At 63.0% G+C, this 15,753-nt stretch carries 13 protein-coding genes and 1 pseudogene; 5 read left to right on the top strand and 9 right to left on the bottom strand.

The features are described from left to right. Positions 1 to 64: 64 nt before the first annotated feature. The 3 genes from recQ to CE453_RS28395 all read left to right on the top strand — a co-directional run bounded on the left by recQ (position 65) and on the right by CE453_RS28395 (position 5,012). Positions 65 to 1,903 carry a DNA helicase RecQ gene (gene recQ, locus CE453_RS01765; protein WP_089173033.1) on the top strand — a complete coding sequence of 613 codons (1,839 nt, stop codon included), beginning with the start codon at positions 65 to 67 and terminating at the stop codon, positions 1,901 to 1,903. Between the two features lie 118 nt (positions 1,904 to 2,021). Continuing rightward, positions 2,022 to 4,460 (top strand): DNA topoisomerase (ATP-hydrolyzing) subunit B, encoded by a 2,439-nt coding sequence (gyrB, locus tag CE453_RS01770; protein ID WP_089173034.1) that lies wholly within the window; start codon positions 2,022 to 2,024, stop codon positions 4,458 to 4,460. A 369-nt stretch (positions 4,461 to 4,829) separates the two neighbouring features. Further along, the gene (locus tag CE453_RS28395) at positions 4,830 to 5,012 is read left to right on the top strand and encodes a hypothetical protein (RefSeq protein WP_157732871.1); all 183 of its coding nucleotides are present in this window, start codon (positions 4,830 to 4,832) and stop codon (positions 5,010 to 5,012) included. Positions 5,013 to 5,026: 14 nt separating this feature from the next. On the opposite strand, the gene CE453_RS01775 is transcribed toward CE453_RS28395, so the two are convergent. Then, positions 5,027 to 5,287 (bottom strand): type II toxin-antitoxin system Phd/YefM family antitoxin, encoded by a 261-nt coding sequence (locus tag CE453_RS01775; protein ID WP_089173035.1) that lies wholly within the window; start codon positions 5,285 to 5,287, stop codon positions 5,027 to 5,029. Positions 5,288 to 5,347: 60 nt separating this feature from the next. On the opposite strand from CE453_RS01775, the gene CE453_RS01780 reads away from it, so the two are divergent. Beyond that, a protein-coding gene (locus CE453_RS01780; protein ID WP_089173036.1) for an IS3 family transposase occupies positions 5,348 to 6,495 on the top strand; the annotation gives its coding sequence in 2 pieces (ribosomal slippage) (positions 5,348 to 5,597 and positions 5,597 to 6,495; 1,149 coding nt in all). A 796-nt stretch (positions 6,496 to 7,291) separates the two neighbouring features. Here CE453_RS01780 and CE453_RS01785 read toward each other — a convergent pair. The 6 genes and pseudogenes from CE453_RS01785 to CE453_RS01810 all read right to left on the bottom strand — a co-directional run. Further along, positions 7,292 to 7,567 (bottom strand): annotated as a pseudogene (locus CE453_RS01785) (transposase); the annotation flags it as partial. Further along, positions 7,525 to 7,836, bottom strand: coding sequence for an AAA family ATPase (locus CE453_RS29600; RefSeq protein ID WP_472840968.1), 312 nt, complete (start codon positions 7,834 to 7,836; stop codon positions 7,525 to 7,527). The pseudogene CE453_RS01785 and the gene CE453_RS29600, both read right to left, overlap by 43 nt. Positions 7,837 to 7,879: 43 nt before the next feature. After that, positions 7,880 to 8,290, bottom strand: a complete 411-nt coding sequence (locus CE453_RS01795) for an antitoxin Xre/MbcA/ParS toxin-binding domain-containing protein (protein WP_089173037.1) — start codon at positions 8,288 to 8,290, stop codon at positions 7,880 to 7,882. Between the two features lie 107 nt (positions 8,291 to 8,397). Continuing rightward, positions 8,398 to 9,225 carry a DUF6671 family protein gene (locus CE453_RS01800; protein ID WP_248307907.1) on the bottom strand — a complete coding sequence of 276 codons (828 nt, stop codon included), beginning with the start codon at positions 9,223 to 9,225 and terminating at the stop codon, positions 8,398 to 8,400. A gap of 162 nt (positions 9,226 to 9,387) precedes the next feature. Then, entirely contained in the window at positions 9,388 to 11,817 is a 2,430-nt protein-coding gene (locus tag CE453_RS01805; RefSeq protein WP_089173039.1) for a DUF2309 domain-containing protein, read from the bottom strand. 24 nt (positions 11,818 to 11,841) lie between these two features. Then, positions 11,842 to 13,425, bottom strand: a complete 1,584-nt coding sequence (locus CE453_RS01810) for a proton-conducting transporter transmembrane domain-containing protein (protein ID WP_472840969.1) — start codon at positions 13,423 to 13,425, stop codon at positions 11,842 to 11,844. Positions 13,426 to 13,519: 94 nt separating this feature from the next. Between CE453_RS01810 and CE453_RS01815 the strand changes: the two genes are divergently transcribed. Beyond that, the gene (locus CE453_RS01815; RefSeq protein WP_198302345.1) at positions 13,520 to 14,410 is read left to right on the top strand and encodes a LysR family transcriptional regulator; all 891 of its coding nucleotides are present in this window, start codon (positions 13,520 to 13,522) and stop codon (positions 14,408 to 14,410) included. 90 nt (positions 14,411 to 14,500) lie between these two features. On the opposite strand, the gene CE453_RS01820 is transcribed toward CE453_RS01815, so the two are convergent. Both CE453_RS01820 and CE453_RS01825 read right to left on the bottom strand, forming a co-directional pair. Next, positions 14,501 to 14,983: an NUDIX domain-containing protein gene (locus tag CE453_RS01820; protein WP_089173041.1), complete on the bottom strand. Its 483-nt coding sequence runs from the start codon at positions 14,981 to 14,983 to the stop codon at positions 14,501 to 14,503. Between the two features lie 116 nt (positions 14,984 to 15,099). Then, positions 15,100 to 15,735, bottom strand: a complete 636-nt coding sequence (locus tag CE453_RS01825) for an SDR family NAD(P)-dependent oxidoreductase (protein WP_349236633.1) — start codon at positions 15,733 to 15,735, stop codon at positions 15,100 to 15,102. Positions 15,736 to 15,753 lie beyond the last annotated feature (18 nt).

Genomic DNA, 15,753 nt, shown 5'->3' on the forward strand with positions numbered 1-15,753 from the left:
TTTGGGGCGACTATCGCGTGTTGAAGGCTGGCCAAGCGGGTCCGGCTGCGGCACACCCACATCCATGTCGCCCTCCCGCGAATCAGAAGCCCGCGCGATCCTGAAATCCGTGTGGGGCTACGACGATTTCCGCCCCGGCCAGTGGGAGGTGATCGCGGCCGCCCTCGACGGGCGCGACGTCTTCGCGGTGATGCCGACCGGCTCCGGCAAGTCGATGTGCTACCAGCTTCCGGCGCTGGTGGCAGGCGGGCTGACGCTGGTCGTCTCGCCACTGATCGCGCTGATGCGCGATCAGGTCGGCCAGCTCGTCCGCGCCGGCGTGCCGGCCGCCTCGCTCAACTCGATGAACAGCGAGGAGGAGGCGGCACAAGCCTGGGACAAGCTCAATTCCGGCGATCTGCGACTGCTATTCGTCTCGCCGGAGCGGCTGGCCGGCGAAAGCCTGGTCTCGCGGCTGAAGCGGATCGGCGTGAACCGGCTCGCCATCGACGAGGCGCATTGCGTCTCGCAATGGGGCCATGATTTCCGCCCGGAATATCGCCTGCTCGCCAAGACCCGCGAAGCGCTGGGCGGCGTGCCCGTCACCGCACTGACCGCCACCGCCGACCGGCAGACGCAGGCCGACATCGCGCAGCAGCTCTTCCCCGAGCCGCCCCAGATGGTGGTGCATTCCTTCGACCGGCCTAACCTGAAGCTCGCCTTCGCGCCGAAGGAGCAGCCGCGCCGGCAGATCGACGACTTCCTGCGCCGGCATCGCGGCGGCTCCGGCATCGTCTACTGCTCCTCGCGCAGCAAGACCGAGCGCCTTGCCGCCGGACTTCGTGAAAAAGGCTGGAACGCCCTGCCCTACCATGCCGGGCTCGAACAGGCGGAGCGCAACCGCAACCAGGACATCTTCCTGCAGGAGGACGAGGTCGTGGTCTGCGCTACCATCGCCTTCGGCATGGGCATCAACAAGCCGGATGTGCGCTTCGTCGTCCATGCCGACATGCCGGGCTCGGTCGAGAGTTATTACCAGGAGATCGGCCGCGCCGGACGCGATGGTTTGCCGGCCGACACGCTGACCCTCTACGGCATCGACGACATGGCGCTCAGGCGCCGCCAGATCGACGAGAAGCTGGTCGACGACGAGCGCAAGCGCATCGAGCACAAGCGCCTCAACGCGATGATCGACCTGTGCGAGAACGCGCTGTGCCGGCGTAGCGCGCTGCTCGCCTATTTCGGCGAGGAGACGCCGCCCTGCCGGCATGGACAGGTGCCGTTCCGCTGCGATCTCTGCGGCGCGGAGGCGCCCACGCTCCATGACGCGACGCTGGAGGCACGCAAGCTGCTCTCGGCCGTGATCCGCTCGGGCGAGCGCTTCGGCGCCGGCCACCTTGCCGATATCCTGACAGGCACGACGACCGAGGCAATCCGCCGCCAGAACCATGACGGGCTCAAGACCTTCGGCGTCGGCTCCGACAAGCCGAAAGCGGCGTGGATGGGCCTTGCGCGAAAACTCTTCGCCGCCGGGGCACTGGCCGAAGCGAGCAGCGAGTTCGGCGGCTTCAGGATGACGCCAAAAGGCGAGGACATCCTGTTCGGGCGCGAAAACATCGCGCTCCGGGCCGATCCCTTCGCCGAGCGCCGTGCGCGCCGCCCGGAGCGCGACGCCGCGCGTGCCGACGGACTCGACGAGGGCACGGCGGCGCTGTTCGAGCATCTGCGCAAGCTCAGGCTGGAGCTTGCCCGCGCCGAGGGCGTGGCGGCCTATATCATCTTCACCGACCGCACCCTGATCGCCATGGCGCGCGAGCGGCCGCTCGGACTTGAGGAGATGCGCGCCATCGAGGGCGTCGGCGAGCGCAAGCTCGCCCAATATGGCGAGACCTTCATCGAGGCGATCGCGGGCTTCCGGGGGTGAAAGCCGTCATCACGCGCACACACGCGTAGGCGCGTGAAAAAGCCATGGTCTCACCCTATATTGTCGTTACGAATCAGGATCATCGTGGGCGCTCGCTCGCCCGTTCAAGGACGTTTTCATGACCGATGCCGCGTTCAGCGCCCAGCCCGACGATTACGGCGCCGATTCCATCAAGGTTCTCAAGGGCTTGGATGCAGTTCGCAAGCGGCCCGGCATGTATATCGGCGATACCGATGACGGCTCCGGCCTGCATCACATGGTCTACGAGGTGGTCGACAACGCCATCGACGAGGCGCTTGCCGGCCATGCCGACCTCGTCACGGTGACGCTGAATGCCGAGGGCTCGGTCACGGTGACCGACAATGGCCGTGGCATTCCGACCGATATCCACAGCGAGGAAGGCGTCTCGGCGGCCGAGGTCATCATGACCCAGCTCCATGCCGGCGGTAAGTTCGACCAGAACTCCTACAAGGTCTCCGGCGGCCTGCACGGCGTCGGCGTCTCGGTCGTGAACGCGCTTTCCACCTCGCTGAAGCTGCGCATCTGGCGCAGCGGCAACGAGCATTTCATGGAGTTCCGCCATGGCGAGGCGGTGGCTCCGCTTGCCGTCGTCGGTCCGCAGGGCGACAAGCGCGGCACGGAGGTGACCTTCCTGCCGTCGCCGCAAACCTTCACCATGGTGGAGTTCGACTACAAGACGCTGGAGCATCGCCTGCGCGAGCTCGCCTTCCTGAACTCGGGCGTCCGTATCGTCCTGACCGATGCGCGCCATGCCGAGGTCGTGCGCGAGGAGCTGATGTATGAGGGTGGCGTCGAAGCCTTCGTGCGTTATCTCGACCGCGCCAAGACCGCCGTGGTCGACAAGCCGATCACGCTGACCGCGGAGAAGGACGGCATCACCGTCGATGTCGCGCTGTGGTGGAACGACAGCTACCACGAGAACGTGCTCTGCTTCACCAACAACATCCCGCAGCGCGACGGCGGCACCCATCTCGCCGGCTTCCGCGCCGCGCTGACGCGCCAGGTCACCGGCTATGCCGAGACCTCCGGCATCTCCAAGAAGGAGAAGGTCTCGCTCACCGGCGACGACTGCCGCGAGGGGTTGACCGCGATTGTCTCGGTCAAGGTGCCGGACCCGAAATTCTCCTCGCAGACCAAGGACAAGCTGGTCTCCTCGGAGGTTCGGCCGGTCGTCGAGAACATCGTCAACCAGGCGCTCTCGGAGTGGCTGGAGGAACATCCGAACGAGGCCAAGACCATCGTCGGCAAGGTCGTCGAGGCTGCCGCCGCCCGCGAGGCCGCCCGCAAGGCGCGCGACCTCACCCGCCGCAAGGGCGCGCTCGATATCGCGTCACTCCCAGGCAAATTGGCTGATTGCCAAGAGAGAGACCCGGCCAAGTCCGAGCTCTTCATCGTCGAGGGAGACTCGGCCGGCGGCTCCGCCAAGCAGGGCCGCGCGCGCGAGTACCAGGCCGTCCTGCCCCTCAGGGGCAAGATTCTCAACGTCGAGCGGGCGCGCTTCGACAAGATGCTCTCATCCGAGCAGGTCGGCACGCTGATCACGGCGCTGGGCGCCGGCATCGGCCGCGCCGATGCCGAGCAGGGCGGCTTCAACCTGGAGAAGCTGCGCTACCACAAGATCATCATCATGACCGACGCCGACGTCGACGGCGCCCATATCCGCACCCTGCTGCTGACCTTCTTCTTCCGGCAGATGCCGGAGCTGATCGATGCCGGCCACCTCTTCATCGCGCAGCCGCCGCTCTACAAGGCGAGCCGCGGCAAGAGCCATGTCTATCTCAAGGACGAGCGGGCGCTGGAGGAGTACCTGATCGACTCCACCATCGAGGGCGCGACCTTCAAGACCGCCGAGGGCGTGGAGCGCGCCGGCGCCGATCTCAGGGCGCTGATCGAGGAAGCGCGCAACGTTCGCAACGCGCTGGCGCAGCTGCACTCGCGCTACGATCGCCGCATCGTCGAGCAGATGGCGATCGCCGGTGCGCTGCACCCGCTGAGCGAGGACGACACGGAAGCGGCGAACGCAGCCGCAGCGAAGATCGCGCAGCGGCTCGACGCCATATCCGACGAGCTGGAACGCGGCTGGGAGGGCAAGGTCAACGAGGGCGGTTTCGTCTTCTCGCGGATGATCCGCGGCGTGAAGCAGGCGGCGACGATCGACGCCGGGCTGCTCGCCAGCGCGGAAGCCCGCAAGCTGCATGCGGCAGCCGCCTCGCTGCAGGAGGCCTATGCCAGCCCGGGGACACTCGCCCGCAAGGGGGATTCCTTCGCTATCAACGGTCCGAGCGACCTGTTCGACGCGGTCTCGACCATCGGCAAGAAGGGTGTCGCGCTGCAGCGCTACAAAGGCCTGGGCGAGATGAACCCGGAGCAGCTCTGGGAGACGACGCTCGACCGTGACGTGCGCTCGCTTCTGCGCGTCAAGGTCGACCAGAACGGCGAAGCGGACGATCTCTTCGTCAAGCTGATGGGCGATGTCGTCGAACCCCGGCGCGAATTCATCCAGACCAACGCGCTCAACGCGACCGTCGATATCTGATCGACGGTCAAACTGTATGTAGGGGCACCCTAAAGCCTGACTCTCTGGCCGGGTAGTCAGACTCAAATGACGTAGAACTTCGACTCGATGCTGCGTTTGAGGCGAGCGTGCGGGCGGGCGAATGCGCGACAAGCTTTGGCTGGTCTGGGTATCGCCTCGTCCGGCACTTCGATGCCCGAGCGCCGACTTGTGGCATGGGGCTCGCGAGAGTAGTGCTGCCGGCAATACCGGCAGCGTCAACCAAACAATCGACGCGGTAGCGCCGACATAACGCGCAGATCTCACTGTCAGCACGATCGGCGACGTGCTGTGACTGACATATAACCCCGGTAGTGCCGGCTCGAAGCAAGCTGATTGGTGGAATTAGAATTGGCTGATCGGTCGCCAAAATCGCCGGAAGAGACGAAACCGAACTTGAGAGGGTCGGCTTCGGTTGCGCTCACGCAGGAAGGTGAACGCAGCCAGGCTGAACTCGCCGACGCCAGCAAACAGAGAGTGCGCGAACTACGAGCGCTGATGCGCGAACAGAAGCGCGTCAAGAAGGCGCTGTGAAAGGCTCGGTGTAGTCATCCTTGGTTCGATCGCGGCAAATTTGATGCGAGGTCCCAACTGCCGCGCTCACTCTCCGGCAGCGGGTCTTGGAAGCGCTCGGCGATGGCGATCTTCCCCTTGAGCGAGCCAAAGCGTCGCTTGCCCTGTGCCGCGATAGGCTCCAGACGCACCACGGGCGTTTTTCGGAGAGTGATGACCACGTCCTCTCCAGCCAGCGCTTTCGCGATCAGTTGGGACAGTTGGATTTTCGCTTCCTGGACTGAGAACTGAGGCATGGCCTGCTGCCGGTTTCGTGGACACCGAGATTAGGTGTTTCATGAAACCGGAGGTGGCGTATGCGGCGAAGACAGTTTGGGCGTGAGTTCAAGATCGAGGCGGTCCGCCTGATCAAGGATCGCGGAGTGAGTGTGGCGCAGGCGTCTCGGGACCTGGATGTCCATGAGAACCAGCTGCGCAAATGGGTGAAGCTCTTTTCTGCCGATCCTGCGCAGGCCTTTCCCGGCCACGGTCAGATGAAGCCGGAGCAGCTTGAGATCGAGAGGCTGCGGCGGGAGGTGGCCAAGCTCAAGGCGGAGCGCGATATTCTAAAAAAGGCCGCAGCCTACTTCGCGAAGGACGTGACATGAGGTTCACGTTCATTGCGAAGCACCGGGGGATCTGGCCGGTGGCGTGGCTTTGCGAAGCGCTGGATGTGTCGCGCTCGGGCTTTCATGCCTGGCTCAACCGATCGCCGAGCCGGCGTGCGCGCGACGACGCGGAGATTGGCGCCAGGGTCCGGGCAAGCTTCCTTGGTTCGGATCGCACCTATGGTGCCAGGCGCGTCTGGCGGGACGTGCTGGCGGAAGGCATCGATTGCGGCCTGCATCGCATCGAACGGCTGATGCGCGCACAAGCTTTGCGCGCCAGGCCGCGTCGGCGCAGCCTGCCCAAGGATGATGGCCAACGATCGGCCATCGCCCCGAATACGCTCGGCCGGGAGTTCCACGCCGAACGGCCCAACCAGCGCTGGATCGCGGACTTCACCTACATATGGACCGCGGAGGGTTGGCTGTACGTTGCGGCCGTCATCGACCTCTTCTCCCGCCGGGTGGTGGGCTGGTCGATGAAGGCCGAGATGACCGCTCAACTCGTGACCGATGCGCTGATGATGGCGATCTGGCGCCGGGGAAAGCCGGATGCCCTGCTGCACCATTCGGACCAGGGCAGCCAGTATGCCAGCGAGCAGTTCCAGAAGCTCATGGCCGACAACGGCGTCACCTGCTCGATGAGCCGCTCGGGCAATGTCTGGGACAATGCCGCGATGGAGAGCTTCTTCTCCTCGCTCAAAACCGAGCGGATCAGAGGCAGGGTCTACCGAACACGCGACGATGCTCGTGCCGACGTGTTCGATTACATCGAGCGGTTCTATAACGCCGTTCGCAGACACTCGACCATCGGCTACATCAGCCCGGTCGAGTTCGAAAAGAAGGTGGGATTAGCTTAACCGACTGTCCACGAAACCGGCAGCAGGCCAACATCAGTCCTTTGAACACTGGCTACGTCATCAACAACCGTTCTCGACGTTCGTTAAGGCCGGCGATCCCCACGCTTGCCGCGCCTCGACCAGGTCGACGCTATCTGGACGGTCCCCGGTTTCGTGGACAAAGCCGAGCCTCACGCCAAATCGCCCCGCCGTCCGGCACAGGAGAAAGTGAGCCGCCAACACGCTGCCACCGCGCCTTCCAAGGGCACGAGAGGGTGCGTGCTGGACCTCTTGCTGGTGCGATGTGCGGAACATGTACCCGCATCGACCCGTAATCCTACCGCAATGCCTGCCTGAGAGTAGCGCGCCACTAACCTAAGCGGGTTCTTCATGCGCGCCTACGCAATTGCTTTTACGGTGGCTATCCGGCCGTTGCATTGGTCGACTCATCCCAGTCGCGGTCTCTACATATTGATCGCCGTCTATCTTTCGGCTTTTGCGTCCGGATGCTCAAATTGGCTCCCGGCGCCACCTGATAGGTTCCGGCTTGCAGGCCTCGGCCACGGCTCCGAAGGCGCATCAAGAAATCACTCTGACGTAAACGACGTCAGATCAACCTCTGAGGACTATCACCCCAGCCCCAGAGTTCCTTTCGCGGAATTCCAATCAGAAATCTGCGACGCCGACAGGCACAATGGCCAGGAAATCTTACTTCCAGCGGAATATTGACGCGCTATATGCTCGCTATAATTGCTCGGATGTTGCGCGCCCTAATGTCCGTGCGAGCCTCAGTTGCCGGCGAATGTGAGTGCACCGACTAGGTCGTAGACTCGTAACTGCGGGGCCACAGACGCATTGAGGCGAGTTGGACCATAGCCAGGAAGTTGGCGGCGAGCTTGTCATAGTGCGTGGCAACGCGACGAAAGTGCTTCAGCTTGGAGAAGAAGCGCTCAATCAGATTGCGCTCGCGGTAGAGCCGCTTACTGAAGCGGGGCTTCCAGCGCCGGTTGCTCTTCGGAGGGATGTTGGGCGTGGCACCCCGTTCTTGGATCAGTTTGCGGATGCGGTCGGCGTCATACGCTTTGTCAGCCAATCAGAGGTAAACAGCGCCTGTGCGGCAAGCTCTTGCACCTTGTCGACGACTCTTTTCTGGACATGAGGCGGAAGCGACTGCTCCGGCTCCTCCATGGCGAAGATCACGCGCCCATTCCTCCGCTGGGCGATCAAGCCCAGCATCGCCAGCACAAGGGCATTGATCGTCCCCGATCCTTGGTGCTGAAACGGCGCGGCGTATCCCGGCACGCCCGTCGCCAAGAAAGATTTCAGAACCCGCCGCAGGTCCTCACGCGTCAAATCCGACACCCGCAGGGCCGCGTTACCCGTTACCGACGTTCCCTCACGCCCCTCACCACGCTCCGCGCTCTGCGTCGAGATATGATCGCATCCTGGCGAGCGCGAAAATGCTACCCTCCGCCATCAGCTCGGCAGGCGAGCGGCCGTTGAAATTTTCGTTCGGTTTGCTCACCCAGTCGTAGGCGTGTTGAGCGTCGCTGAATAGAATGCGCAGTGCCTTGTGGATCCCCATCAGGAGGGATAGGCGCGTCGCGAGATCCCTCGTGATCCGGGGATGGTGTCCTGATTTCCAGCGGGCATGAGTTCTTGGCGAGATACCGCCGAGAATTTCTCGGGCCTTTGCATCGCCAAGGTTCCATTTTGCGAACAGCTCGATGACCGCCCGAGCCGCTGCGGAAGACTCCGCAGCCGTGATCTGCGGGATTTGAGGATTGGAAGCCGTGCGAGGGATTTCAATCAGCATTGGACCAACTCGCTCTCCTTCAAGGTTACAGGATCGTTCCGAAGTCGCAATCAAACGTGATGTTACCGTCGCGCAGGAGTCGGGACGGTCCTTCCTCAGTTGGCGGATCAGGGGTTGCATTCTGGGCAGAGGCGTCGATCGGCGTGTGTCATGCCGTCCGGGCGCGGTCGCATCTCGTGATGGGAGCACGCCACGCAGCCGAACAGTTGGTTCCGAACCATGATGCTCGGCGCGCCGCAGACTTCACAGGGCAAGCCGGTTTCGACATCGACCTGACCATAGCCGGGCATACCGCAGGCTGGGCATGACGCTGCCAAGCGCTCGGCAAATGCAGTTGCCAGCCGGGAGAGCGTCGCCATCCTGGTCGGATTCATATGCGCGCGCATATCGGTCTGAACGAGTGCTCGCCCCTCCGACGAATGGGCTGCGCATCGCGTGATCGCTTGCGCCAGATCATCCTTGCAGCGCAGGCCTTTGTAAATCGCCCCTGCTTCAATGCGGGTGTCGAACGGTTTGACTATAAGGGCCTGGTCAGGGAAACCGGTTCGGTCAAAATAGGGACCGAGTTCATCCATCGTAGCGGCGAACGCATGGTCATAGATAGGAGTGTCCTCGACCAGCACCTCCGAAACCACGATCCCGCGCGTGTCATCGACCAGAACCATGATTTCGATTCCGCCTGCAATCAACGGAACGTGCGGATGGCGTCCATAGCTTCCTTCGCTGGCAATCCCGATCGCCAGGCCTGTCGCCGCCATGCCGAGCCTAGCCTTGGCAACCGCGGCGTCGCGCATGGCACCAGCGCGGGGTATTTCTCCGGTGAAGGTGCCGAGCGCATCGGTATCCAGATCAGGCGCAGTACTCACTGCGAGTCCGAGGCGCTTAAGCAGGACGGGCGCGATCGCAGACTCCTTGCCATGCATGGTGGCCAGCACGGCTCGGCCTCCGGCATAGGGGCCGGAACGCCGCTCAGTAGTAGTTGAGAATCCAGGGGAGTTGCCGCTCAAAATATCCCTCCTGTCTCTGCTGAGCTATGCTGTTGCGCAGGATGCAGCTGGAATGAGCTTTGGTAGCGGCCAGACGCGGAAGGAGGTCCGTTACACCAGCGCTTGTAGCTTTTTGTCGGTCGTTTCGATATTCGGCGTGACTCTCTCCCAGCACAAATCGCCGGCGTAGCGCCAAGCCATGCGGCCCTGGTCGTCGAGCGCGAAGAGGTGGAGCCAGCGATTGTCGAACAGTGCGCGGACTTCTGGATGACGTTCTACGATTGCGCCAATCGCCTCGCGCGGAGCTTCGATCAGGACGGACAAGCGCAGCGGCTCGTGCACCAGTTGCTCGCCGTCGTGGATCGACTGCCAGGGCAAGCCGGCGCGCAGCAGCCCGCCATTGCCCTCGACGACGCCGATGCCGCCGGTGACGTTGTGTAGGAGCTTGTTCCCCGCGCCGAAGAGGTCCGGTGCGACCGTCGAGCCGTAATACTGCAGGCTGATCCAGCTGGCGACGACGACCGGCGCGGTCAGGATCAGTTCGAGCACACCGAAGCCCGCGTCTCTCTGCCAGTCGTAGTCGTGCAGGAAGGCGCGTCCCCCGAGATCGCGCCCTGTGCTGCGGGCGCGGGGGGCGGCGATGAAGGCCTGACAGCCGGCCAGCGCCCATTCGGGCCGCAGCTCGGCCCAGTCCCGGGCTCGGTGCGAGATGTCCGCCGCGTCGTCAGCACGCGGCAGGCGAAGCGCCCGCTCGCCACGCGCAAGCGCGCCTGCGGACGCCAGCCACCGCCGTACCTGGTCGAGATCCGCTGCATGAGATGCCGAAGGATGATCGGCATCGTAGAGCTTGACCGCATCGGTCGTGGTATCGTGCAGCGCGCCCAGGAACAGCGTGTCTCGGGGAATGGCGATGCCGCGTGTAGCAAGGCCGGCGCGCACCTCGCGATCGTTGAGGAGGGTGGCAAGCAGCCGCGCATTGACTTCGCCCGAATAGCCGCCGCAAGCGCCACAATGGAGCGCGCTTGCATGCGGGTTATTCACAACATTGGCACCATGCCCGGCGAGTAGAACGAGCCGTGCGAAGCCGCCGGTCAGCGACATCGCTTTCAGCACGCTCGCAGCCATGGACAGTCGCGTCTCGAGGTCGAGCACCTCGGTAGGGCGCGGTGCGGGGTCGTTCGGGGCGTGCTGACGCACCAGACCGAGGCCGTCGCGCAGAAGCTTGCCGACATAAACCGGACCGGTCGCCTCGACGAAGGCGAAGGATGAGATCGCGGCCAGCTTGAACCGACCCCAGGCGCGACTGGCGCGCGCCGCGATCCGGGCGGCCAGATCGGTCCTTTCGACCTCAGGTGTCGGCTCACCCGAACAGGTGAACACACCGGGTGTCAGCAGCACCGGCAGACGCGCCTCGACCAGATCCGAGGCGAAGCGGCGATGACCGAGACCAAGCCCGAAGAAGCCTGCGAATCCGATCGTCCGGATACCTGGATCGAGGCTTTCCAGGGCTCGCCTGAACACCTCCGAGCGCACGTCGATGCAGAAGGCCATTTGCAAAACGGGCCGGTCGATCGCCTCCGCTATCGGTGAATTGCTGGCGAAGAGCGCCTGGAGCCGCCTTTGAGCGCCGCGCTCGACCGCCTCCTGCAGGATTGCATCGATGCCATCATCCAGTGTGGCGATGACCGGCTTGACATGGGCGGCAACGACGCCTTGCCATTGGGACTGAATAGTTGGCTCATGACGCAGCAGCGCGGCCTCCCAGGCGAGCCGGATCGCGAGCAGGTCAGTGACGCTCGGGTCGGTCGCGCCTGCAAGCTCCGCCTGCCAGAGCCGGTAGCGTGCGACCTGCGCCCAGCCGCCGAGGCTCGTCAGCAGCCGGTGGAAATAGCTCTCCAGCGCAGCCTCGGGTAGGCAAAGGCGGGCGACGCTCTCGGCGAGTGCGGCCTCGGCGGTCTCGGGCATATCGGCCACGGTCTGGGCAAAGCCAGCAAGGCCGGCGATCTCCGGGGTGAGATCGTGAGTGGCGACAGCCCGCCAGGCCGCATACGCCCGGCGTGACGGCAGGCCCCATAGCGCCTGGCCCTGATCGAAATAGCCCGCCGCCCAGTGGCTGATGCGGTCGTTCACGATGCTTGGCCAATCGAGCAGCGAGGCATCGCGTGCGAGCTCCGCAATCGTCGGAATTGCATGGGATGGCTTTGCTGGCTTGCGAGCCGCATCGATGAATTCGGCAAAAGTCTTCGGCTTTAGCGTGGCGGAGGCCGCTGCGTAGGCCGCCTCAAGATCTGCGCCGTTGATCGTGCCATTTTGCAGTTGCTCCGCATACCAGGCCCGCGGCATGGTGATCGCGACGCCGGCCATACGCCGCAGCCGTGCCGCTGCCGCCGTTAGCGGCTCGCCCGTCTGTCCAATGAACGGATTGACCGCAACGCTCGAAGCGAGCGGCCAAAGCGGGGGAATAGCACGCGCAGCGCGGTCGGCTGCCGCAAGTATCGCCTCTGCGGAAAGGTCGGTTGCATAAGTCGGGGTCATCAGCATCGGTCTGGTTCCTGTTACACGTGCTCACGACGCCTTGCGGACGGACCAGCCGCCGAGCAGCCGATCCAACGTTGCGTTGACATAAAGGCCGTTGGAGAGATGGACGCGCAGACCAGCGGCGGCGGGATGCGAGGCCCAAAGTGGGAATAGCGCCTGCGCCGCCGCTACCAGCCCGAAGCTAAGCACCGCGAGCACCATCAGCGTCCATTCGAGGCGCCCCGGGGCCGGCGGCGCCGGCAGCACACCATCTGTCAACCATTCGGATGCGGTTTGAAGGGCGAAGTAGCCGACCGCAGCAGCACAGGCGTAGAGTGAAGTCTTGCGGGTCAGTTCACGCGGCGCCGAGTCGGCGAGGCCCTGCGCAAGCAGATATGCGACGCCGAAGATGAGGATGGCGCCGAGCGCAAACGCCTGCGGCGACTTGTGCTCGAACCCGAACGCGAAGCCGAACCCCGCGCCGATGGCACCATAGATCGCGAGCGCGATCAGGAAGGCGCGGCGGACGGCTGAACCATCGGGGACCGCAACCGACCCTGGCCGACAAATGGCGGCAACCTGCTCGACGGCGCCGCCTGACGCCAGGAACGCGTGGGCCTTGTAGAGGGAGTGGGCGACGATATGGAGCAGCGCTATCGGGAACAACGCGAGTCCGCATTGCAGCATCATGAAGCCCATCTGGGCGACGGTAGACCAGGCCAGCGAAGTCTTGACTGCCGGCTGTGTCAGCATGACGAGCGCGCCGAACAGCGCCGTGAAGCCCCCCAGCATGGCCAGGACTGCGAGCACGCCCGGCGCCGATAGCATTAAGTCGGCGAAGCGGATCAGCAGAAAGCCCCCGCCATTGATCACCCCGGCATGCAGCAGCGCTGAAACCGGCGTCGGCGCCTCCATCACTTCGGTGAGCCAGCCATGCGTCGGGAACTGCGCTGACTTCAGGAGGGCGGCGAGCGCGAGCAGACCTGCCGCAAAGAGGATATGCCAGGAAGAGTCGGCGGTGCGAGCGAGGCGGTTGATGGTTGCGATATCACTCGTACCGAACCTCATCCAAATGAGGGTGATCGCGAAAAGCAGTGCAAGAGCACCGATCGTCGAGAATATCCCCTTCTTGCGCGCCGCACGCTGGGCCGCCACGCGGTCGGGGTAGAAGAGCAGGAGATGATGCAGGGCGACGCTGGTCGTGATCCAGGCTGCCACCAACTGAACCAGATTGCCGGCTTGGACCAGCAGCAGTACGGCAGCGAGCGCAACACAGAGCAAGCCCGTAAATGCCCCTTGCCGTATCTCACCGTCGAGGTAGGTGCGAGCATACCGCACAACGATCCAGCCGACGAAGGCGACCAGCAGGAGCATGGTCGCGCTGACCGCATCGAGCCGGACCGAGAGGCCGGCGCCGGCAAATCCGAGCAGCCCGCTATCTCCAGGGCCGCATAGGATCAGTAGGACGAGAGCACTGATAGCAATTAGCAAGGCACCAAATGCGGAGGCTTCCGCGACGGCGGGGACGAAGGGTGGCCGCTTTCCTGGTCGGGCGAAAGCCAAGATGGCGCTGAACAGCAGCGGTAAAGGTGCTGCAAGCGGGATCAGATAATAGGACAAGGCATCCCCCATGAACGATAGCGGTCAGGATGCCTTCCGATACCAACGGCATGGGTCGTAGAAAAATTCATTGTATATGCAGACTCGTTCGCTATTATCGAACGATATGGGGAATCTGAATTACAATCACCTGCGCTACTTCTGGGCGGTCGCGCATGACGGCAACTTGACGCGCACAGCGGAGCGGTTGAATCTCACCCAGTCGGCCCTGTCAGTGCAGATCCGTAAACTTGAGCAGCGCCTCGGCCATCCGATGTTCGAACGGCGGGGGCGTCAGCTGCATCTGACCGAGGCCGGACGAATAGTCCTCGACCACGCCGACGCCATCTTCGCAACCGGCGAAGAACTTCTTGGCACACTGCGCGAGGCGGGCACGGCGCGGCAGGCGCTGCGGGTCGGTTCGCTCGCGACCCTGTCGCGCAACTTCCAGATGGAGTTTTTGCGGCCCGTCCTCGGGCGCACCGATATCGACCTGATCCTTCGCTCAGGCAGCGTCGCCGAACTGCTGCGCGCGCTCGAAGCACTCAACCTTGACGTGGTGCTGATCAATCAGGCACCCGCAAGCGACGCAGTCACCCCCCTGGTGGCGCATCGTCTCGCCGCTCATGCGGTCAGCCTGGTGGGCACCCCCGATCGTTTGCGCGGCAGCGCGAGTTTGGCTGATCGGCTGAGGGCACATCCCGTAATCCTGCCCACCTTGGACAACAGCGTGCGCACAGGGTTCGACGCCCTCGTGGACAGTCTGGGCGTCCGGCCACAGATCGTCGCTGAAGTCGAGGACATGGCGATGATGCGCCTGCTCGCGCGCGAGGATGTCGGGTTGGCGGTCCTCCCGCCGATCGTGGTGAAAGACGAGATTGTGGGCGGCGTGCTGGTCGAAGGTGACCCTCTGCCCGGCATCGCCGAGACATTCTACGCAGTCACTATGGCGCGACGGTTTCCCAATCCACTGGTGCGCCGGCTGGTCCAGCCGGCGCACTCTCTGGAGACAGCGTGACGAGGCACCGGACAATAGAGCCGCGGCCGATCTCGACATGCGAGGCGAGATCACCTCACTTCAGCCTTGACCTTGAGACCGAGCCACGTCTCAGCGATCGCGCGTCTCTGTTGTGCAATTCGATGGAGAATGACACTTCATTTTGCAGGTAAATACGTATGCTGCATCAAATAGATCTTGATGGGCCCATTGATTTCGCGAGCCGATATCACAAGTAAATATTACTTCTAAAGATTCCAGATCGTCCGACAATGTCGGATATAAAGCTGATTTGGAGCGGGCAATTATTAGATTATTTTGATAAATATCAGTCTTTATGGAAATCAATTCTAATTGAGATGGATCAATAACGCATCCCGTTTCTTCAAATAATTCTCGCGAACCAGCTTCTTGCCAGGTTTCGCCTCGCATCTGATATCCTCCGGGCAGTCCAAGCAATCCATAGCCAGGTTCCGTCGCGCGCCGAATAAGCAGGATCTGACCTGCGGCATTACATGCCAGTATGAAAACCGTTGTCGGAGCGTTGTCATAAATGCGCCTGCCGTCAACTATGGCGATAGGTCGATCACCCATGGTATTATCCGATATCGCGTAATGCAGTTGTTACGCAGCCAATTCTCAAAATCGATATTTTTGCAGCTTCTGCCGAACCCGGATGATGTAATTAAAGCATCCTGGATATTTGTGCTTCACCAAGCTACGGGTTGGCCACGCCAGTCGTAAAAGCCGCCCGTGGCGTCTGCTTCTAGTTGCTCGACCACCGAGAGAAGATGTCGCGCGGCCGCAGCGGGAGGGTGAACCTCCAGCCCATAGGCAACGAATGGTTCGGATAGTTTCGTGGCGACGGTACCGGGATGCAACGCAATGCACAGTGCTTCAGGAGATCGACGTGCCAATTCAATAGCAGAAGTCCGAACGAGTTGATTGAGCGCGGCCTTCGAAGCTCGATAGGAGTACCAGCCGCCCATTCTGTTATCCCCAATGCTTCCCACTCTCGCGGACAGCGTCGCGAAGACGGCTTTTTCAGACCGCGGTAGCCGCGGAAGTATGTGCTTCATGATGAGCGCTGGTCCGATCGAATTGAGTGCAAAGGAACGCGCGAGGTAGGCCGCATTGATTTCCCGCCAGCTCTTCTCCGGTCGCTGACGATCATCGTGCAGAAACCCGGTCGCATCTATCACGAGACGAAGTTCTCCCTGATCGGCGGCAAACGCCGCGGCCCGATCGATAGTGGCTTCGTCGAGAAGGTCTATCGATGGCGAACTGCTGCGACTGAATGCAATCACACGCTCGAAACGTTCTGCTGATCTGATCGCATCAAGCAATGCCCCTCCGATTCCGCC

This window comes from Bosea sp. AS-1, from assembly GCF_002220095.1.
Lineage (GTDB): Bacteria > Pseudomonadota > Alphaproteobacteria > Rhizobiales > Beijerinckiaceae > Allobosea.

Coding starts and splice junctions, on each gene's coding strand:
- recQ (WP_089173033.1), top strand. CDS start 65: ATGTCGCCCTCCCGCGAATCAGAAGCCCGCGCGATCCTGAAATCCGTG.
- gyrB (WP_089173034.1), top strand. CDS start 2,022: ATGACCGATGCCGCGTTCAGCGCCCAGCCCGACGATTACGGCGCCGAT.
- CE453_RS01775 (WP_089173035.1), bottom strand. CDS start 5,287: ATGCCTCAGTTCTCAGTCCAGGAAGCGAAAATCCAACTGTCCCAACTG.
- CE453_RS01795 (WP_089173037.1), bottom strand. CDS start 8,290: ATGCTGATTGAAATCCCTCGCACGGCTTCCAATCCTCAAATCCCGCAG.
- CE453_RS01805 (WP_089173039.1), bottom strand. CDS start 11,817: ATGCTGATGACCCCGACTTATGCAACCGACCTTTCCGCAGAGGCGATA.
- CE453_RS01810 (WP_472840969.1), bottom strand. CDS start 13,425: ATGGGGGATGCCTTGTCCTATTATCTGATCCCGCTTGCAGCACCTTTA.
- CE453_RS01815 (WP_198302345.1), top strand. CDS start 13,520: ATGGGGAATCTGAATTACAATCACCTGCGCTACTTCTGGGCGGTCGCG.
- CE453_RS01820 (WP_089173041.1), bottom strand. CDS start 14,983: ATGGGTGATCGACCTATCGCCATAGTTGACGGCAGGCGCATTTATGAC.